General features: G+C 71.5%; 18 protein-coding genes. 8 read left to right on the top strand and 10 right to left on the bottom strand.

Going from position 1 to position 17,851, the window contains the following annotated elements:
- Window positions 1–182 precede the first annotated feature (182 nt).
- The 3 genes from ACFYNP_RS17460 to ACFYNP_RS17450 all read right to left on the bottom strand — a co-directional run bounded on the left by ACFYNP_RS17460 (window position 183) and on the right by ACFYNP_RS17450 (window position 2,965).
- Window positions 183–1,154: an aldo/keto reductase gene (locus tag ACFYNP_RS17460; protein ID WP_388786294.1), complete on the bottom strand. Its 972-nt coding sequence runs from the start codon at window positions 1,152–1,154 to the stop codon at window positions 183–185.
- A 110-nt stretch (window positions 1,155–1,264) separates the two neighbouring features.
- The gene (locus ACFYNP_RS17455; protein ID WP_388786263.1) at window positions 1,265–2,377 is read right to left on the bottom strand and encodes an alpha/beta hydrolase; all 1,113 of its coding nucleotides are present in this window, start codon (window positions 2,375–2,377) and stop codon (window positions 1,265–1,267) included.
- A gap of 150 nt (window positions 2,378–2,527) precedes the next feature.
- The gene (locus tag ACFYNP_RS17450; protein WP_388412628.1) at window positions 2,528–2,965 is read right to left on the bottom strand and encodes a DUF4345 domain-containing protein; all 438 of its coding nucleotides are present in this window, start codon (window positions 2,963–2,965) and stop codon (window positions 2,528–2,530) included.
- An 87-nt stretch (window positions 2,966–3,052) separates the two neighbouring features.
- Between ACFYNP_RS17450 and ACFYNP_RS17445 the strand changes: the two genes are divergently transcribed.
- Window positions 3,053–3,658, top strand: a complete 606-nt coding sequence (locus tag ACFYNP_RS17445) for a TetR/AcrR family transcriptional regulator (RefSeq protein WP_388786261.1) — start codon at window positions 3,053–3,055, stop codon at window positions 3,656–3,658.
- A 46-nt stretch (window positions 3,659–3,704) separates the two neighbouring features.
- Here the strand turns inward: ACFYNP_RS17445 and ACFYNP_RS17440 are convergent, their stop codons facing one another.
- Window positions 3,705–5,588: an ABC transporter ATP-binding protein gene (locus ACFYNP_RS17440; RefSeq protein ID WP_388786259.1), complete on the bottom strand. Its 1,884-nt coding sequence runs from the start codon at window positions 5,586–5,588 to the stop codon at window positions 3,705–3,707.
- A gap of 200 nt (window positions 5,589–5,788) precedes the next feature.
- Here ACFYNP_RS17440 and ACFYNP_RS17435 point away from each other — a divergent pair, with 200 nt between their 5' ends.
- Window positions 5,789–6,658 (top strand): JmjC domain-containing protein, encoded by an 870-nt coding sequence (locus ACFYNP_RS17435; protein WP_388786257.1) that lies wholly within the window; start codon window positions 5,789–5,791, stop codon window positions 6,656–6,658.
- A gap of 87 nt (window positions 6,659–6,745) precedes the next feature.
- On the opposite strand, the gene ACFYNP_RS17430 is transcribed toward ACFYNP_RS17435, so the two are convergent.
- Window positions 6,746–7,045: a hypothetical protein gene (locus ACFYNP_RS17430; protein WP_388412622.1), complete on the bottom strand. Its 300-nt coding sequence runs from the start codon at window positions 7,043–7,045 to the stop codon at window positions 6,746–6,748.
- A gap of 214 nt (window positions 7,046–7,259) precedes the next feature.
- A complete protein-coding gene (locus tag ACFYNP_RS17425) occupies window positions 7,260–7,505 on the bottom strand; it encodes a chaplin (RefSeq protein ID WP_388412963.1) in 246 nt (81 codons plus the stop codon).
- Between the two features lie 206 nt (window positions 7,506–7,711).
- Here ACFYNP_RS17425 and ACFYNP_RS17420 point away from each other — a divergent pair, with 206 nt between their 5' ends.
- From ACFYNP_RS17420 to ACFYNP_RS17410, 3 genes are all read left to right on the top strand, one after another.
- Window positions 7,712–8,344, top strand: coding sequence for a hypothetical protein (locus tag ACFYNP_RS17420; protein WP_388786255.1), 633 nt, complete (start codon window positions 7,712–7,714; stop codon window positions 8,342–8,344).
- On the top strand, window positions 8,341–9,117 hold the full coding sequence (locus ACFYNP_RS17415) for a hypothetical protein (protein WP_388786254.1): 777 nt from the start codon (window positions 8,341–8,343) through the stop codon (window positions 9,115–9,117). Before ACFYNP_RS17420 ends, ACFYNP_RS17415 begins: the two co-directional genes overlap by 4 nt.
- Before the next feature lie 108 nt (window positions 9,118–9,225).
- Window positions 9,226–9,513, top strand: coding sequence for a hypothetical protein (locus tag ACFYNP_RS17410; protein ID WP_100573173.1), 288 nt, complete (start codon window positions 9,226–9,228; stop codon window positions 9,511–9,513).
- Here ACFYNP_RS17410 and ACFYNP_RS17405 read toward each other — a convergent pair.
- Window positions 9,469–10,017: an NUDIX hydrolase gene (locus tag ACFYNP_RS17405; protein WP_388786253.1), complete on the bottom strand. Its 549-nt coding sequence runs from the start codon at window positions 10,015–10,017 to the stop codon at window positions 9,469–9,471. The genes ACFYNP_RS17410 and ACFYNP_RS17405 overlap by 45 nt on opposite strands.
- 172 nt (window positions 10,018–10,189) lie before the next feature.
- Between ACFYNP_RS17405 and ACFYNP_RS17400 the strand changes: the two genes are divergently transcribed.
- The 3 genes from ACFYNP_RS17400 to ACFYNP_RS17390 all read left to right on the top strand — a co-directional run bounded on the left by ACFYNP_RS17400 (window position 10,190) and on the right by ACFYNP_RS17390 (window position 13,846).
- Entirely contained in the window at window positions 10,190–10,585 is a 396-nt protein-coding gene (locus ACFYNP_RS17400) for a hypothetical protein (RefSeq protein WP_388412614.1), read from the top strand.
- A gap of 606 nt (window positions 10,586–11,191) precedes the next feature.
- Window positions 11,192–12,661, top strand: coding sequence for a condensation domain-containing protein (locus ACFYNP_RS17395; protein ID WP_388786252.1), 1,470 nt, complete (start codon window positions 11,192–11,194; stop codon window positions 12,659–12,661).
- A 198-nt stretch (window positions 12,662–12,859) separates the two neighbouring features.
- A complete protein-coding gene (locus ACFYNP_RS17390; RefSeq protein WP_388412610.1) occupies window positions 12,860–13,846 on the top strand; it encodes an alpha/beta hydrolase in 987 nt (328 codons plus the stop codon).
- A 51-nt stretch (window positions 13,847–13,897) separates the two neighbouring features.
- On the opposite strand, the gene ACFYNP_RS17385 is transcribed toward ACFYNP_RS17390, so the two are convergent.
- The 3 genes from ACFYNP_RS17385 to ACFYNP_RS17375 all read right to left on the bottom strand — a co-directional run bounded on the left by ACFYNP_RS17385 (window position 13,898) and on the right by ACFYNP_RS17375 (window position 17,739).
- A complete protein-coding gene (locus ACFYNP_RS17385; RefSeq protein ID WP_388786250.1) occupies window positions 13,898–14,287 on the bottom strand; it encodes a nuclear transport factor 2 family protein in 390 nt (129 codons plus the stop codon).
- Between the two features lie 266 nt (window positions 14,288–14,553).
- Window positions 14,554–15,918 carry an FtsW/RodA/SpoVE family cell cycle protein gene (locus ACFYNP_RS17380; protein ID WP_388786292.1) on the bottom strand — a complete coding sequence of 455 codons (1,365 nt, stop codon included), beginning with the start codon at window positions 15,916–15,918 and terminating at the stop codon, window positions 14,554–14,556.
- Between the two features lie 273 nt (window positions 15,919–16,191).
- Window positions 16,192–17,739 carry an MFS transporter gene (locus ACFYNP_RS17375; protein WP_388786248.1) on the bottom strand — a complete coding sequence of 516 codons (1,548 nt, stop codon included), beginning with the start codon at window positions 17,737–17,739 and terminating at the stop codon, window positions 16,192–16,194.
- Between the last annotated feature and the right edge of the window lie 112 nt (window positions 17,740–17,851).

Genomic DNA, 17,851 nt, shown 5'->3' with positions numbered 1-17,851 from the left:
GGGGGGCGCGGGGGGGGGGGGGTCGGCGGGGGGGGGGGGGGGGGGGGGCCCGGGGGGCCCCCGCGGGGGGGGGGGGGGGGGGGGGGGGGGGCGGGGGGGGGGGGGGGGGGGGGGGGGGTCGGCCCCCCCCCCCACGACAGCCCCGCGGGACCTGCGCGGGACCCCGGCGTCCGCGGGGACCCTCAGGAGTAGAAGTTGCGCTGCCAGCGGTGCTTCGCCAGCACGGCGAGCTGCTCGGCGGTCAGGGCGCGCCCGTCGCTCAGGGCGGTGTTGCGCTCCACGTTGCGGACACTGCGCATGCCCGGGATGACGGTGGAGACCGCCGGCGAACTCAGCACGAAACGCAGCGCCGTCTCGGCCATCCCGTCGGAAGTGATACCGAGATCGGCGACGATCGCGTCGACCCGTCGTTCAACCTGCGCGGGACGGTCACCCTTGAAGTAGCGGTGACGCCAGTCCCCCTGGGGGAACGTGGTGTCGGCCGTGATGCCGCCGGTGAGACCGCCCTCGTCGAGAGCGACCCGCACGATGACCCCGACGCCGTGCTCCTGGCACGCCGGAAACAGTTCGTCGGCGGGGGACTGGTCGAAGATGTTGTAGATGACCTGAACGCTGTCCACGGCGCCGCTGCGGACGAGCTCCAGCGCGGTGTCGGGCCGGTGGTCGTTGACGGAGACGCCGAACAGGCCGATCTTCCCCTCCCGCTTGAGGCCGTCCACGGTCTCCAGCCAGTCGCCCCGGCCGACCCAGTCGTCGCTCCAGACGTGGAACTGGAGCACGTCGAAGCGCTCCAGGCCGCTCGCGCGCAGACTGGTCTCCACGCTGTCGCGGATGTGGGAGCCGGGGAAGGCGCGCGCGGGGTCGATGCCGCTGGGGGCCGGCCACACACCGTTCTTCGGCGGCACCTTGGTGGCCACGCGCACCGCGTCCCCGGAGCCGGCGCGCTCACGCACCACCCGGCCTACGATCCGCTCGCTCTCGCCGTAGCCGCGTGCCGTGTCGATGAAGTTCACGCCGAGATCGAGGGCCCGGTGCAGGGCGCGTACCGACTCGTCCTCGGTGGCGCCCACCCAACTGGACTCGCCGATGCCCCAGGCGCCGTAACCGATCTCGGACACGGACAGCCCACTGCGTCCCAGTTCGCGGTAGCGCACGATCATCCTCCACGTCGTCGTCCTCGTTCCGGCCGGGCCGGGGCCCGGCCGGAAATCACGTTGACGATAGGCGAGTCGGGCGCGTGGGGCAGCCGAGTTTCGTCCGCCGCTCAGCGTCCGTCGAGGCGGGCGCTCAGCCACTCCAGGGAGGGCGGGATCTCGCGGAGCCAGGTGTTGAAGTTGTGGCCGCCGGAGTCCAGCGTGATCGAGGAGACCTGGGCGGGCTTCTTGACCTTCGCGATGAACTGCCGGGTCTCCTTGAGGTTGCTCTCGCCCTGCCGGGAGGTGGTGACCAGGAAGGAGGACCTGCCCTGGGGCAGGTGGTCGAGGCTCCACAGCAGGTCGGAACGGTGCTCCTCGTGCTTGTTGCCGTGGAAGAGGTCACCGGACTGGATGTCGACGTCCGGCTTGTAGTCGGCGGAGAGCCCGACCCCGGCCGCGTACGCCTCCGGGTGGTGCAGCGCGATCTTGAGGGCGCAGTAGCCGCCCGTCGAATCGCCGATGAAGCCCCAGTTGCGCGGTTTCGTGCCGACCCGGTACGTGCCGGCGACGGCCTTGCGCAGGTCGTCGGCGAAGAACGTCTCGGTCTGGGGGCCGCCCGGGATGTCGATGCACTGGGTGTTGCGGGGCGGAGCCACGGTCGGCCGCATCATCACCAGGATCATCGGCTGGGTCTTCTTCTGCTTGGACAGGGTCCACGCGGTCTTCGGGTAGTGCAGTCCCTTGATGAGGTTCTCGGCCGTGCCGGGGAAGCCGGTCAGCACCACGGTGACGGGGAACGTCCGCTTCTCGTACCCCTTCTGGAAGTACTCCGGCGGCAGGTAGACGTACGCCGGGGTCACTATCCGGGACCGTTCTCCCTGCACCGAGACCTTCTGCACCTCGCCGCCGATGCTGGGCTTGCCGGCGCCGGGGACGTCGACCTTCTGCTTGCCGTCCACCTTCACCCCGGGGTTGGCGGCGGATCGCGCGCCGAGCACCCCCACGCCGTCCTGCTGACCGAACAGATCCGCCCACGAGCCGTAGAAGAGGAACGTGTTGTTGGCGGCGAGCCCGACGGCGGAGAAGAGCAGCAGCTGGACCGCGCACATCAGGCCCACCCGTCCGAGGACCGACTTCCACCCCCGCCCCGAGAGCCGGGGCCACTGCCATACGACGACGAGGGACAGCAGCACCGTGCAGAGCACGGCCAAGGCCAGAACGGCGGTACTTGTGAGCCCCATGGGATCAAGAACACTCTCTGCGAACGGTCTGCCGGACGCGGCGCCCGGCGACCACCGTCCAGCCGCACCGCCTTCAGGGGTGCGCAGGGAACTAGACCGTGATCGGGGATGATCCGTTCCCTCGGGACCCGCGTGTTTCCGGGAGCGTCCTCACGGCGTCGAGCGGGTCGCGGCGCCGACCGGTTGCTCGCCCTCGCGGCGCTGCGTCGCGGTGTCGCGCTCGTCGGCCCCCGCCAGCCAGAAGTAGAGCGGCGGCAGGGCGAGTTCGATGCCCATCAGGACGATCTGGAAGGAGTCCGGGCGGCCGAGCGCCGCCCACGACAGCAGTCGTGCGGCGCCCCCGAGGAAGAAGACCGCCGCCAGCGCGCGCACGGCCCGCGAAGGGATCGGCGACTGACGCGCCACCCATATCCAGGCGAGCCCGTACCCGAGGAAGATCGCGCCGAAGAACCGCATGAGGCTGTCGACGGTCGGCCCCGGGGAGCCGGCACCGGGCACCGCCCCCATACCGACGGTGAGATGTAGGGCGCCGATCGCCATGTCGGCGACACCCATCGCCCACGAAAGCCACTTGAGGAGCCGAGCCATGATGGAGTCCCCCTTGCTTAGTGGGCATGTGTCTACTAAGGCGACCATAGGTCTGCTGCTGTACACGCGTCAAGTAACGTGAGGGGCATGACCGCGCGCCGCAGACTGAGCCCCGCCGAGCGCCGCAAGGAGCTGCTCGATGTCGGAGCCCGGCTGTTCGCGGCGAGGCCGTACGACGACGTGCTGATGGAGGACGTCGCGCAACAGGCGGGTGTCTCCCGGGCGTTGCTCTACCGGTACTTCCCCAACAAGAGCGCACTGTTCGCCGCCGTCTACCAGCAGGCTTCGGACCGTCTGCTCGACGGAACCCGGATCGATCCCGGGCACTCGCTGCGCGCGCAGCTCTCCGCCGGGCTCGACCTCCACTTCGACTACTTCGCGGCGAATCGGAACACGGTGCTCGCCGCGAACCGGGTACTCGCGGGCGATCCGGTGATCCAGGCGATCATCAACGACGAACTCGCCGAGCTGAGCCGCCGCGTCCTGGGCGCCACCGCGTTGGAGGGCCGGGCCCGGGACACCGCCTCGGCGGCCCTGACGGCCTGGCTGGTGTTCGTCCGCGCGCTGTGCGTGGACTGGCTGACCCACGAGACGCTCTCGCGGGCCGAGCTGCACGACATGTCGGTCGGCGCCCTGCGCGGAGCACTGGGCGCCGTCATCGACGCCGACCGGCTGCTCGGGACCGGCGACTGACGGCGCCTCGCCGTCCCGTGGAGCCGGTGCGGCGGCGGCCGCTCCGTCAGCCGAGGGCGGGCGCGCCGCCCGGGCGCTCGAACTGGGTGCGGTACAACTCCTCGTAGCGGCCGCCGGTTCGGAGCAGTTCGTCGTGCGTGCCGCGCTCCACGATCCGGCCGTCCTCCACGACCAGGATGAGGTCGGCGGAGCGCACCGTGGAGAGCCGGTGGGCGATCACCACCGCGGTGCGGCCCTCCAGTGCCTCACCGAGCGCCTCCTGTACGGATGCCTCGGAGGTGTTGTCGAGATGGGCGGTCGCCTCGTCCAGGATGACGACCCGCTGGCGGGCCAGGAGCAGGCGGGCGATCGTCAGCCGCTGGCGCTCGCCGCCCGAGAGCCGGTAGCCGCGCTCGCCGACCACCGTGTCCAGGCCGTCCGGCAGGGACGCGACCAGGCCGTCCAGACGGGCCCGGCGCAAAGCCTCCCAGAGGTGCTCCTCGTCGGCGTCCGGGCGGGCCAGCGTCAGGTTGGCGCGCACCGACTCGTGGAAGAGGTGCCCGTCCTGGGTGACCATGCCGATCGTGCCCCGGATCGAATCGGCGGTCAGGTCCCGTACGTCGATCCCGCCGAGCCGGACCGTGCCCGCGTCGACGTCGTAGAGGCGCGGCAGGAGCTGGGCCACCGTCGACTTGCCGGCGCCCGAGGAGCCGACGAGGGCGACCATCTGGCCCGGCTCGGCGCGGAAGGACACGCCGTGCAGTACCTCGGTGCCGCCCCGGGTGTCGAGGCTGGAGACCTCTTCGAGCGAGGCGAGGGAGACCTTGTCGGCGGCCGGGTAGCCGAACCGTACGTCGTGGAACTCCACGGACACCGGGCCCGCCGGCACCGTCCGGGCACCGGGCTTCTCCGCGATGAGCGGCTTCAGATCGAGCACCTCGAAGACCCGCTCGAAGCTGACGAGCGCGCTCATCACCTCCACCCGCGCCCCGGCCAGCGAAGTGAGCGGTGCGTAGAGCCGGGTGAGGAGCAGGGCGAGTGAGACGACCGCGCCCGCTTCGAGGGAGCCGCGCAGCGCGTAGTAACCGCCGAGCCCGTAGACCAGGGCGAGTGCGAGGGCCGACACCAGGGTGAGCGCGGTGATGAACGCGGACTGGGCCATCGCCGTACGCACGCCGATGTCGCGCACCCGGCCCGCCCGCGCGGCGAACTCGGCCGACTCGTCGGCGGGCCGCCCGAACAGCTTGATCAGGGTCGCGCCGGGAGCCGAGAACCGTTCCGTCATCCGGGTGCCCATGGCGGCGTTGTGCTCGGCCGCCTCACGCTGGAGCCGCGCCATTCTGGTGCCCATGCGGCGCGCGGGCAGCACGAACACGGGCAGCAGGACGAGTGCGAGCAGGGTGATCTGCCAGGAGATGCCCAGCATCACCGCGAGGGTGAGCAGCAGGGTGACCAGGTTGCTCACCACCCCCGACAGCGTGTTGCTGAAGGCGCGTTGGGCGCCGATCACATCGTTGTTGAGGCGGCTCACCAGCGCCCCCGTCCGGGTCCGGGTGAAGAACGCGACCGGCATCCGCTGGACATGGTCGAAGACCGCCGTCCGCAGATCGAGGATCAGCCCCTCGCCGAGCGTCGACGAGAGCCACCGGCTCGCGATCCCCAGCGCCGCCTCGGCCAGGGCGATCGCGGCGATGTAGAGGGCGAGGCGGGTGACGGTCCCGCTCTCCTTGCCGGCCACGATCGCGTCCACCACCCGCCCGGCGAGCAGGGGGGTCGCCACCGCGAGCAGCGCCGTGGCGACGCTCAGAACCAGGAAGAGGACGATCCGGCGCCGGTGCGGACGGGCGAAGGCGGCGATGCGGCGCAGGGTGGCCCGGTTGAAGGGCCGCTTGTCCTGCTGGGCGTTCATGACGTTGTGGAGCTGTGTCCACGCGGTGGCTTCCATACTCATGCGAGGAACGTACGACCTCTACCGCGCTTGAGGTCAACGATCGGGCGGAACCCGTTGGCGGTCGCGTCAAGGATCTCCCGGGCAGATCCGGCGGCTTCGCGGCCGAGCACGCTGCCCGATCGTCCCGGGGCATACCGGTGATCACTCCCGTAGGTTCGGCAAGTGGCGGCGCCGGACCGCTTCCGACCTGGGGAGAGACGATGCGTTGGGGAGTGCTTGACCGCCTGGTGGGCGAGCCCGGGGCGTTCTTCGAGCAGTGTCGCCGAGGTCGGCCGCACGTCTTCACCCCACCGTGCCTGCCCCAGGAGGTGCCCACCCTGCGGGAGTTGACGGGCGCGCTCGACGGAACCCTGATGCGCACACCGTACGTCGAGCTGCTGCGCGAGGGGGAGCTCGTGCCGGCGGTGGAGTTCGGTACGGCCGCCGGGTGCGCCGAGGGTCCGGAGGAAGGCTTCGCCGACCCGGAACGGATCATGCACCTGCTCGCCGAGGGGGCGACGCTCCTGCTGCCCCGACTCGGCCGCTGGAACGCCTCGGTGGGCGCCCTGACGGCCCTCCTCTCCCAGGACCTGGGGCGCGTGACGGAGGCGTTCTGCTTCGCGACCATGATCGGGAGCCGGGGCCCCGATGTGCACCGGGACGGCGCCGACGTCCTCGTCGTGCAGCTCGCGGGCCGCAAGGAGTGGACGGTGTACGAGGCCGAGCCCCCGGCCGACGGCACTCGCGGCCCGGGCCCGGTGCCGGACCCGGGTGCGCCCGTCCTGCGCACCGTCATCGGCGCGGGCGACGTCCTGTACGTACCGCGTGCCGCCCCGCACACCGCGAGCGGGGACGACGGGCTCTCCGTCCATCTGGCCCTCGCCATCGGCGGCACGACGGCGGGCCGGGCGGCCGGGCCCCCGGCACGGCCGATGGCAAACGCCCAACTGCTCGACTGCGCACGTGAGCTGATACAGCTCGCACGGGCGAGAGCGGACACGGCCGCTGATGAGGGATCCCTTGCCCGAGCGGGCGGAGAGCTGCCGTGCTCGCCGAGGGGGATCCCGGTCGACCGGCCGGACGCGGGCTGATCCGGGGCGCACCCAAGCGGTGCGTCCTCGTTCGGCTCCGGGGTTCGACTCCGTGGTGCGACTCCGGGGCTCAACTCCGGGCGACGCTCAGTGATCGTCCCAGTGGCCGTCGTGGTCGGCGTGGCGGTGGCCGTCGTGGATGTAGTCGACATGGTCGCCGTGCGGTACGGACACGTGTCCGCAGCCCGCTTGGTGGCGATGGGCGTGGTCCTCGTGCACGGTGTGTCCGCCGGGCTCGCACTCGTCGGTGTGGCCGTCGTGGGACCGGTGGAGATGGCCGTCGTGCACATAGTCGACATGGTCTGCGTGGGGCACGGCCACATGGCCGCAGCCGGCGCCGTGCTCATGGGTGTGCTGGGCGTGCTCGGTGTGGGTGGCAGTCGACATGACGTTGCTTTCCTGTTCGTTCTGTTCTTCGCCGGCCCCCCTCGCGAGGGCGAGTCTGCTCCCGGCGCCGCGCCGATGCACGCATCACGCGGGGTGAGCCGGGCGATTTCCTTGGGGGACGGGCGGGTTGGCGGGGACGGGCGGGCCGGGGACGCGGCTTCGCCCCGGAACCCTGGTGCCGTTCCGGGGCGAAGTCACGTGCGGGACCGGCGCGTCAGTGGTTGACGCAGGTGTTGCCGGCCGCCGGGTTGAGCAGCCCGATGAGGTCGATGCTGTCGCCGCAGGCGTTGACCGGGATGTCGACGGGGACCTGGATGACGTCGCCGGACAGCACACCGGGGGAGTCCGTGGCCGTGCCGACCACCGGCGGGTTGGGGTCGGCGGCTGCGGCACCCGCCGTGCCGACGACGGCAGTGGCGGCCAGGACGGTTGCGGCGAGTGCGGTACGGATGCGCACGATTTCCTCCAGTTTGTTGGTGTTTGTTCCTCTGTAGCGTCTCCGTGTTCGGGCCGGGGCGAAAATCCCGTGACCCGATGGGGTGAACGGCGCGCCGCGCGCACGTCACGGGACGCGTCTCTTAACACCGCGTTTATTCGGCCGATTCGCGTCTACACGGTGGAGGACAGCCCGAAGTGCGGGGCCGTTCTCCAACGGAAAGGCAGGCCATGTCCAGTGGTGTCGTCATCATCCTGATAGCGGTCGTGGTGATCGTTGTCCTGGCGGTGGTCATCGGCATGTTCGTCGCGCGGCGGGGCCAAGGCCTGCGCAGCCGGTTCGGACCCGAGTACGAACGGACCGTGGCCGAACACCACGGCGATGTGAAGGCCGCGGAGAAGGATCTCGACGAGCGGGTCCGCAGGTACGGCAGCCTGAAGGTCGACCCCCCGAGCGCGGCGGAGCGCAGCCGCTACGCGGCCGAATGGGCCCGCGTCCAGGAGGAGTTCGTGGAATCGCCCACCCGCGCGGTGGCCGAGGCCGAGGCTCTGCTGGGCCGGCTCGCCCACGAACGCGGCTTCCCGAGCGGTTCGTCCGAGGAGCAACTGGCCGCGCTCTCGGTGCACCACCCCCAGCACCTGGACAGCTACCGCCGCATCCGCGGCGTGGCCCAAGGCGCCGACGGCCGCAGGCCCAGCACGGAGGAGCTGCGCGAGACCCTCGTGCAGGCCCACGAGTTCTTCGCCGTACTGGCCGGAGAGCGGCGCGGCGACAAGGCCGGGCGCCTCGGAGCGCGGGGCGGCCGTCACACCTCCACCAACGCCACGCATCGCGACGACATCGCCCGAGGGAGCCAGTCATGACCAAGCCCGAGCGTCCCGCATCCGAACAGCCCCTGGCCGATCAGCTCGTCTCGGGGCGCGACGTCCCCGAGCGGCCCGGCACCGAACAGCCCGGCGCCGCACGCGACGTTCCCGGGCAGCCCGGCACCGCACGCGACGTCCCTGCCCGGGCCGCGTCCGATCAGGTCCTCAGCGGTCGCGAGGCCCCCGGCCGGGGTGTCCCCGATCAGCCACCGACCGGTCACGACGTCCCCGAGCGGGCCGTGCCCGATCAGTCGGTGAGCGCACGCGAGACCGCTCCCGAGCAGCCTTTCGCCGGCCAGGCTGGGCCCGGCACCGGCCAGCACCTCGGCGCGGCCCCGGCGTCCGAGCGGGCCCTGTCCGACCGGCCGCTGTCCGAGCGGCCCGGAGCCGACCAGCCCTTGTCCGAGCGGCCCGCATCGGTGCCGTCCGCGGCCGAGGGGCGCGTCCCCGAGCAGGCCGGCCGGCGGGCGGGAACCGAGGCCGGCGGTGCCGTCGACGACGACACCGTGCTGCCGCCCCACGAGCGGGAGAAGTTGCAGCTCAGGCTCCAGCACGCGGTCGGCGGGTTCGTGGACGAGCCCCGCTCGGCGGTCGAGGAAGCGGCCTCGGCGGTCGACGCCCTGACCGAGCGGATCATCGAGACCCTCGGGGAGCGGCGCGGGACGCTGCGCGCGACCTGGCAGGACGCGTCCGGCGGCTCGGCCACCGAGGACATGCGGATGGCCCTGCGCGAATACCGCAGGCTCGCGGAACGCCTGCTCAGCCTGTGAGGACCCACATCCCCCGTATCCCGGCGGGAGCCCCCGCGGCCCCCGCCGGGCACGTCACGGCCTGTGGTCCCGGAACCTCAACGCACCGTTACAGACAAGGAGTTGAACATGTCCAGACGCTATGGCGGTAACCCCGCAGCCACCGGCATACTCGTCATCGTCGATGTCATGGCCCTGATCCTGATCCTCTGGATCGCCTTCTTCCTGGTCAACGCCAACACCGCCAACGACATCGTGTCGTGGGTGCGGCACGCGGCGGACTGGCTCTCGGGCTGGTCGCGCGACATGTTCACCATCAGGTCCGACACCTGGCGCACGATCGTCAACTACGGTCTGCCCGCCGTGGTGTACCTACTCATCGGCCACGCGGTGGCCGGTCGCGTCAACCGCTCCTGAGCCCTGGCCGGACGAGCCGAGGGCGAGATGGCGAGCGTAGGCGTCCCGGCTGTCCGAGACGAACTTCCAGCTCGCCATGGCCGCCCTCAACTCGTCGTCGGTCAGCCAGCCGTGCCAGGCGACCTCCGACGCGTCCGGCACGATGTCCTCCTCCGCCACGACGGCCTCGTACACCGCGAACCAGTACGGGCTCAGCTCGCCGTCGCACAGGAACTTGAAGAGCGGGCGCACCGGAGCGTCCACCCCGAGTTCCTCGCGCAGCTCCCGGCGCGCGGCGTCCTCGTAGGCCTCGCCCACCTTCACGGCCCCGGCCACCAGCCAGCTGTACTCGCCCGGAAACCGCGAGCTGCTCTCGGGGCGCCGGTGCACCAGGCAGCGGCCGCGCGCGTCGCGGCACAGCACCATGGCCATCCGGTACAGCCATCCCTCGCGCACGGCCTCGCCCCGCTCGACCACATCGATGACCCGATCCTGCTCGTCGACCCGCTCCACACGTTCACCCATGGGTCGATCCTCCATGACGGCGGTCGGAGTGTGTGGGGCCCCCTCCCCGACGGGGCGTCAGACCGGCCTCACTCGTTCGGTAGGGCCCGGCTGGCCCTCCGCCCGAAGGTGCCGAACAGTGGATCGAGAGTGGAGTGATCTGGATGCCGTCGATCTGATGAGGAGCGCGATCATGCGCCGTTGTACCACCGTCGCCGCCATCGCCCTGTGCGGCGCTCTTGCCGCAGGTACCGCGGCACCTGCCTACGCCGCCCGTCACCTCCCGTCCGTGTCCGTGCCCGGAGCGGGCGGCGAGCCGGCGGGCAGCCGGGCCGCCGACGACGATGTGGCCGGGGTCAAGACCGAGCTGGCGGCGATGATGAAGGAGATCGACCAGATGGTCGCCGCCGAGAAGAAGGACGCCGCGGCGGACGTCGCCGAGGCCAAGGCCGAGGTCGCGGCCATCCTGAAGGAGATCTCCGCCATGGTGAAGGAGGAGGTCGCACAGGCGAAGCCGGCGACCCAGCCTTCCACCACCACGCCCGCCCCGCTGTCCCTGCCGAACACCCCGCCCGCCGCGACGGGCTGACGTTCGGTACGACTGGTTTCCGCCATGCCCCGCCCTTTTCTCTTCCGGGCGAAACAACCTCAAATCGCCTGCGGACATGGCGGGTTCACGCAGGGCTGCCGACTCGGGCCCGACGGGCGGAGGTGGGGATCCCTTCCGGGGCGCGATGGCGCGGGGGCCGGCGCAAACGACTCGATGGGGTGGTTCTGCGTGCCCGGGAGTGCCCGTCCCGCGTTGGTCACCACATGACCGTATTTCCTGGGCTGCGGTGCGCGGTGGCCGCGAATCGCCCGACGTATTCCCCAACGGGAGCCCCGGCGACGGGTGTTGCGGCACTCCGGTATCACCGGATGGGCGAGCCGGCCGGTTCGCACGGCGCGGCGGCGGAGCCGAGGGACCACGCGGAGCGCGGGGGCCGCACCGCCATGGTGCCGGTCCGTCGCGCCACGCTCCGTGTCCGCGGCCGCCTGGCCGTGCGTGCCCGGCCGGGCCGTTCGCCCTGCCCGGCCGCCGGCCGCGAGGCGCTCCAGCCGACCGGCCGCGGCGGGCGTTCCCGCGCGGCCGAACCTGCGCCTCCGGCCCACCGCTCGCCCGTGTTCCCCGACAGCTTGTGAATGGACAACTCCCGTGCGAATCACCGACATTCACGGCTGCGAGGTCCGTCCCGGACGGCTGGTGGAGTGGAGTCTGGATCCCGCCATGGTCGAGGCCGCGACCAGCCAGCCAGACGACTCCCGGCCCCCCGCCTATGTGCAGGAATCACACATCAGGACGGCCCGGTCCGTGCGCGAGGACGGACTGTTCGTGCCGACCTGGCTGGGTGCCGCCTTCGACATCCTCGGGCCGGTCGACCTGGACGTCCTGGAGGCGGCCCTACGGACCTGGACCCTGCGGCACGAGACGTTGCGCAGCGGATTCCGCTGGGTCGACGACGAGATGCGCCGCTTCACCGCCGCGCCGGACGCGGTGGCGCTCCGCCGAGAGGTCGTGGGTGACTTTCCCGACGCGGAGGAGCTGAGCCACCACCTCCAGGACCGGTTCGATGTGGAGGCGGACGCCCTGGGCTGGCCGAACTTCCTGTACACGGCGGTCGTCCGGCCCGAATCCACCAGCGTGTACATGGCCTTCGACCACAGCAACGTCGACGCGTATTCGATCCAGCGCATCCCGTCCGAGATCCATGAGCTCTATTCGGCACGGGCCGAAGGGCGCAGCGCGCGGACGACGCCGGTCGGCAGCTATGTCGACTTCTGCGAGATCGAACGGGCCAGCGCGGACCAGGTCGACGACACCCACGCGATCGTGGCGCGCTGGCGGGAGTTCATCACGCGCTGCGACGGCAGGCTGCCGGCCTTCCCGGTGGACCTCGGCCTCGAAGCCGGCGGCAGGCTGCCCGAGCAGAAGCTCCTGTACGAGATGCTCGTGGACGACGTGGACGCGGCCGCGTTCTCGGCGTACTGCCGGCCGTTCGGCGGCGGCCAGGTCGGCATCCTGGCGGCGACCAGCCTCATCGTCCACGACATCGGGGGCGAGCCGGTCTACCGCACGGTCGTGCCGCTCCACACCAGGGCGAAGTCCCGGTGGGCGGACTCGGTGGGGTGGTATGTGGGCGGCGCGCCCATCGAGATTCCGGTGGCGCAGGCACGGGGCTTCGACGATGCCCTGAAGATGGTCCACGGCGCGCTGCGGGCCAACAAGGCGCTCGCCCAGATTCCGATCGCCCGGGTGCTGCGGCTCCTCGGCTCGGACTTCCGCCCGACATCGCCCGACCTCTACTCGATCGTGTCGTTCGTGGACGCCCGGGACATCCCCGGGGCCCGGCAGTGGGACGAGCTCCGGGCGTCCGCCCTGCTCAGGGTCTCTTACGGGGACCAGGTGTGCGCGTGGTTCACCCGCCTGCACGGAGGGCTGCAACTGGCCATCCGCTACCCGGACACGGCGATCGCGCACAAGAACATCCACCGCTACGCGGAACAGCTGAGGGAACTCATCACCTCGATCGCCCGCGACGCCCCCGCCGTGCCGGCGAGGCCGCGTGCGGAACGCCCGGTCCCGGCACCGAGGCTGAGCCGTGAGGTGTCCCAGCTGTCGCTCTGAACCCGGGTGGCGGAACAGAGCACCCGCCAGTGGCAGAACACCACATGGGTTCAGCCCCCCATGTGGTGAACCCACATGGGGGTGGCCGGGGAGCGCCTCTCGCGCGACGACGGGCGCGGCTGGTAGACCAGCGGGGCCATCGGTCGCCGAGAGGCTCGGTGTTCCACACCGGGCCCGGGGTCACACAAAGGGGTCGGGATGCGTCGCGCACCGGTCAGCTCAGTCCTCGTCGCGGTCCTGGTCGCCCTGCTGGCCGGTGTCTTCGGCGCCGGTGCGGGTCACGCTCGGGACCGGCTCGTGCGGGCCGACGACGGAGCGCGGGTCGTCACCGAACAGCGGCTCGCACCCCACCGCATCGACCTCACCATCGCCTCCCCGGCCCTGGGCACCACCGCCCACGTACGTCTGCTCACGCCGGACGGCTGGTCGCCGGGGCGGGGCGACTGGCCGTCCCTGTGGCTGCTGCACGGCTGCTGCGGCGGGTACGCCGACTGGACGACGTACACCGATGTGGCCCAACTCGCTGCGCTGCGCGGGGTGTTGGTGGTCATGCCGGAGGCCGGCGCCGCGGGCTGGTACAGCGACTGGTGGAACTACGGCAAGGGCGGCGCCCCGCGCTGGGAGACCTTCCACACCACCGAGGTCCGCCAGATCGTCGAGCGTGGCTACGGCGCGGGCGGCCGACGTGCCGCGGCCGGTCTGTCGATGGGCGGCCTCGGCGCGCTGGCGTACGCGGCCCACCACCCGGGGCTGTTCCGCGCCGTCGCCTCGTACAGCGGCACCGTGCACCCGCTGCTCCAGGTGCCCGGAGGCTTCGGCCCCGACTGGTTCCTGAACCTCGACCGGCGGCAGGGCGTCGACCCCTACGCCATCTGGGGTGATCCCGTACGGCAACGCGCCGTGTGGGCCCAGCACGACCCCACGGTCCAGGCGGGCGCGCTGCGCGGGCTCCCCGTCTTCCTGTCCTGCGGGAACGGCCAGGCCGGCCCGTACGATCCGGCGGGCGAGAGGGACTCGGGCGAGGCCTACTTCGAGCAGCAGAACCGGGCCCTCGCCGACCGGCTGGCCGCCCTCGGCAGCCCCGTCCGCACCGACTTCTACGGGCCCGGAACCCACGCGTGGCCCTACTGGCAGAGGGAGTTGCACCGCTCCCTGCCGATGCTGCTCAACGCGCTGGCGGGTTGAGCGGCGGGCCGCGGTCACCCGGCCCCGCAGTGAACGCCCGCCGCCCTCGGCCTAGTTGAAGAAGGCGCTCATGCCGTCGACGTCGGACACATAGCTGTCGATGGCGCAGACCTGGCCGTCGCGAAGGGTCAGCACGGTCGCCAGGTGTTCGTCGAGCGTGCGGCCGTCCGCGTCCTCGGCGGTGTTGTGCAGGGCGAGGGCGACGCCGTTCTGGCCGGTCAGGACGTGGCGCAGTTCGGTGTCCAGACCCCGGCCGGCTATCTTCCGGGCCCGGTCGACTGCGGCGTCGGCACCGTGCACCGTCCCGGAGATGGTGCCACTGCCGGGCATGGTCCAGACCAGGTCGGGCGTGAAGAGCGCGCGCAGTGCCTCCCAGTCGCGGGCGGCGAACGCGGTCAGGAACCGCTCGGCCACGGTCGCGTCGGCTCGATTGCCGGTCATGTCGTCCCACACTCCTGGATCGGGTCGGCCGGACGGCTGTGCCCGCCCGGTGGCCACGGGTGTCCGTGGCCCGCCCGACAATAAGGGGTTCGGCCGATGTGCCTGTGCCCGGAGGCCCGGGGTCAGAGCAGGAAGAGGACGAGGAGCACCAGCGCGAGCACCGCTGAGCCTGGCCACAGGCCGTGGCCACAGGTGTGGACGCGTCATGCTCACCTCATGGTTCCGCGGCGCGCGCGGGCGGTGTGGTGCCGACGGACCGGGGTCGTTCAGAGCCGGCTCGGGTCGGGTTCGTGACGGCGCCGCGCGGAGTCGCTGATGCGGATGAGCAGGCCCACCATCAGCCAGTTGGCCACCATGGAGGAGCCGCCCTTCGCCAGGAACGGCAGGGCCTTGCCGGTCAGCGGGATCAGACCGGTCACTCCGCCGGTCACCACGAAGACCTGGAGCACCAGCGCACCCGCCATGCCGGCGGCGAGCAGCTTGCCGAACGGGTCACGGGCGAGCATCGCGATGTGCAGGCCCCGCTGGGCGAGGAGGCCGTACAGGAGCAGGACCGCCATCACCCCGGCCAGGCCCAGCTCCTCGCCGACGGTGGTGAGGATGAAGTCGCTGTTCCCGGCGAAACCGACGAGCTCCGGGTGCCCTTGGCCGAGCCCGCTCCCGGTCATGCCGCCACTGCCGAAGCTGAACAGCGACTGGCCCAACTGGCTGGAGATGCCCGCCTTTCGGCCCGCCGGGGTGAAGGCGTCCATGGGGTGCAGCCAGGCTTCCACGCGCCCGTGCACATGCGGTTCGAGGGAGCCGACCACGCCCGCGCCGACCACGGCCATCAGCAGCCCGCACACCACCCAGCTCGTCCGTTCCGTGGCCAGATAGAGCATGATCACGAAGAGGCCGAAGAAGATCAGCGAGGTGCCCAGGTCGCGCTCGAAGATCAGCACCAGGAGGCTGAGCGCCCAGATCGCCACGATCGGGCCGAGCTGACGGCCCGGCGGCAGCCGCATGCCGAGCAAGCGGCGGCCCGACAGGGCCAGCGCGTCGCGGTTGACGGTGAGGTAGCCCGCGAAGAACACCGCGATCATGATCTTCACGAACTCGCCCGGCTGCACGGACAGCGGCCCCAGCATGATCCAGCGCTTGGCGCCGAACTGGTCGGCGCTGAAGAACGCGGGCGCCGCGAGCAGGACCAGTGCCACGGCCATCATCACGTAGATGTACCGCTGGAGCCTGCGGTGATCGCGCAGCACGATCAGCAGGCCGGCGCAGGCGGCCGCCCCGATCGCCGTCCACACCAACTGCCCGCCGGCGGCCGGGGCCATGTGCAGCCGCGGTTCGGCGATGTACGTGATGTCCAGACGATTCAGCAGCACCAGGCCGAGGCCGGTGAGCAGCAGGGCGAGCGGCAGCAGCAGTGGATCGGCGCGTGCCGCCCAGCGTCGCACCACCAGGTGCGGGACGACCGCGAGCAGCGTGACGGCGCCCGCGAACGTGCCGAATCCCGCGGGCAGTTGGCCCTTCATCGTCAGGCCGGTCACCGCTCGGCCGCCCAGCGTGATCACCACCACGAAGGCCAGCAGCCACGCTTCGGTCCGCCGTCGGTCGGGTGCCTGGGCCAGAGCCGCTGCGGACATGGTGCGCCAAGCGTCTTCGGGCACTCCGGACCATGGTGGGATCCCGCTGGTCGGACGCCGCACGGGCAGCACCTCCGTCCCGGAGAGCCGCAGGCCCGGGATCCTGGCGCCGCCGCGGCTCGCGGCGATCACGGGCTGAGAGACGGCAGTGGATCAACGGTGGTTCCCGTTCCGCTTCCGGAGCGGTGGTCACTCTCAGCGTACGACTCGATCCGTTCGCTCTGGAAGGCCGACCGCGTCCGACGGCGCCGCCGACGGTGTGCCCGCCGGTGTTCAGGGGGCGGTGGGCCGTGCGCCCTGGAGACGTACGAGGTCGGCGGGGCGCACCTGGATGGCGAACAGGGCGATGAGCGCGGCCACCACCGCGAAGATCGCGGCGACCACGAAGGCCGTGGAGACCCCGGAGGCCAGCACCTGATCACTCCACGGCCGGGGCAGCTGGCCCGTGCGCCGGAACAGCAGGCGCTGCGCCGGATCGGCCTGGCTCAGGAACTTGGGCACCTGATCGGTCGCCTCGTTGCGGCTGGCCGTGCCGAACACGGTGACCAGGATGGAAAGACCCAGTGAACCGCCCACCTGCTGGGTCGCGTTGAGCATCCCCGAGGCGGCGCCCGCCTCGTGCGGGGGGACACCGGAGACGGCCATCAGCGTCAGCGAGACGAAGTTCAGGCCCATGCCGAGGCCGAACACGAGGATCGGGCCCAGGATGCTGCCCAGATAGGTGGAGTGGACGTCCGTCCGGGTGAGCCAGGACAGGCCTCCCGCGGCCAGCAGCGCGCCCGCCACCATGAACGGTTTGGGGCCGTACTTCGGGAGGAGCTGGGAGGCGAGGCCCGCGCCGACCGCGATGATCGCGCTGACCGGAAGGAAGGCCAGTCCGGCCCGCAGCGGGGTGAAGCCCAGCACGTTCTGCACGAACAGGGTGAGGAAGAAGAACATGCCGAAGATCGCGGCGGCCAGGCTCAGCATGATGCCGTACGTGCCCGCGCGATTGCGGTCGGCGAACATGTGCAGTGGCGTGATCGGCTGTTGCGAACGCCGCTCCACCAGTACGAACGTGCACAGGAGCACCACGGCGACGGCGAACGAACCCAGCGTGACCGGGTCGCGCCAGCCTTGCTGGGCGGCCCGGATGAAGCCGTAGACCAGCGCGACCATGCCCCCGGTGGAGGCCAGCGCCCCGGCGATGTCGAAGTGGCCGGAATGCCGTTCCGACTCCTTGATGTGGCGCGGGGTGGCCAGCAGGATCAGCACGGCGATCGGCACGTTCACGAAGAGGACCCAGCGCCAGTCGAGCCATTCGACGAGCATGCCGCCCGCGAGCAGACCGATCGCGCCGCCACCCGCGGACACCGCGGCGAAGACGCCGAACGCCCGGTTGCGCTCAAGGCCCTCGGTGAACGTGGTGGTGATCAGCGCCAGAGCGGTCGGTGAGGCGATCGCGCCGCCGATCCCCTGGACCGCGCGCGCCGCGAGCAACTGCCCCGAACTCTGGGACAGTCCACCGAGCAGGGAGGCGATCGCGAACAGCAGCACGCCGCACATGAACACCCGGCGCCGGCCCAGGATGTCCCCGGCCCGCCCACCGAGCAGCAGCAGTCCGCCGAAGGTGAGGGTGTAGGCACTGACCACCCAGGCGAGGCCCGTCGTGGAGAAGTGCAACGCACTCTGGATGTGCGGGAGGGCGATGTTCACGATGGTGATGTCGAGGACCACCATCAACTGGCAGGCGGCGATGACGAGCAGCGCTATCCCCTTGCCGCCGCCTCCGCCGCCGGGGGCCGCGGCCGCGGTCGTGGGTGCCGGCTGCGGACTCGTCATGATGGACCTGCCCTCGCACGAGGGACGGTGGACGGTGACGTCCACTGTTCGACCCTATGCCCGGGTACCGGACGTCACCAGTCGATCAAGCTGCCGCGACGGGCCCGGGGCA

It is taken from the genome of Streptomyces sp. NPDC006691 (genome assembly GCF_042869955.1).
Classification (GTDB): Bacteria; Actinomycetota; Actinomycetes; order Streptomycetales; family Streptomycetaceae; genus Streptomyces.
The sequence above is the reverse complement of the archived record's forward strand: the minus strand, read 5'-3'. Positions and strand labels throughout refer to the sequence as shown.

Coding starts and splice junctions, on each gene's coding strand:
- ACFYNP_RS17440 (WP_388786259.1), bottom strand. CDS start 5,588: ATGAGTATGGAAGCCACCGCGTGGACACAGCTCCACAACGTCATGAAC.
- ACFYNP_RS17410 (WP_100573173.1), top strand. CDS start 9,226: ATGTCCAGACGCTATGGCGGTAACCCCGCAGCCACCGGCATACTCGTC.
- ACFYNP_RS17375 (WP_388786248.1), bottom strand. CDS start 17,739: ATGACGAGTCCGCAGCCGGCACCCACGACCGCGGCCGCGGCCCCCGGC.
- ACFYNP_RS17400 (WP_388412614.1), top strand. CDS start 10,190: ATGCGCCGTTGTACCACCGTCGCCGCCATCGCCCTGTGCGGCGCTCTT.
- ACFYNP_RS17385 (WP_388786250.1), bottom strand. CDS start 14,287: ATGACCGGCAATCGAGCCGACGCGACCGTGGCCGAGCGGTTCCTGACC.
- ACFYNP_RS17445 (WP_388786261.1), top strand. CDS start 3,053: ATGACCGCGCGCCGCAGACTGAGCCCCGCCGAGCGCCGCAAGGAGCTG.
- ACFYNP_RS17415 (WP_388786254.1), top strand. CDS start 8,341: ATGACCAAGCCCGAGCGTCCCGCATCCGAACAGCCCCTGGCCGATCAG.
- ACFYNP_RS17430 (WP_388412622.1), bottom strand. CDS start 7,045: ATGTCGACTGCCACCCACACCGAGCACGCCCAGCACACCCATGAGCAC.
- ACFYNP_RS17435 (WP_388786257.1), top strand. CDS start 5,789: ATGCGTTGGGGAGTGCTTGACCGCCTGGTGGGCGAGCCCGGGGCGTTC.
- ACFYNP_RS17405 (WP_388786253.1), bottom strand. CDS start 10,017: ATGGGTGAACGTGTGGAGCGGGTCGACGAGCAGGATCGGGTCATCGAT.
- ACFYNP_RS17380 (WP_388786292.1), bottom strand. CDS start 15,918: ATGTCCGCAGCGGCTCTGGCCCAGGCACCCGACCGACGGCGGACCGAA.
- ACFYNP_RS17455 (WP_388786263.1), bottom strand. CDS start 2,377: ATGGGGCTCACAAGTACCGCCGTTCTGGCCTTGGCCGTGCTCTGCACG.
- ACFYNP_RS17420 (WP_388786255.1), top strand. CDS start 7,712: ATGTCCAGTGGTGTCGTCATCATCCTGATAGCGGTCGTGGTGATCGTT.
- ACFYNP_RS17450 (WP_388412628.1), bottom strand. CDS start 2,965: ATGGCTCGGCTCCTCAAGTGGCTTTCGTGGGCGATGGGTGTCGCCGAC.
- ACFYNP_RS17390 (WP_388412610.1), top strand. CDS start 12,860: ATGCGTCGCGCACCGGTCAGCTCAGTCCTCGTCGCGGTCCTGGTCGCC.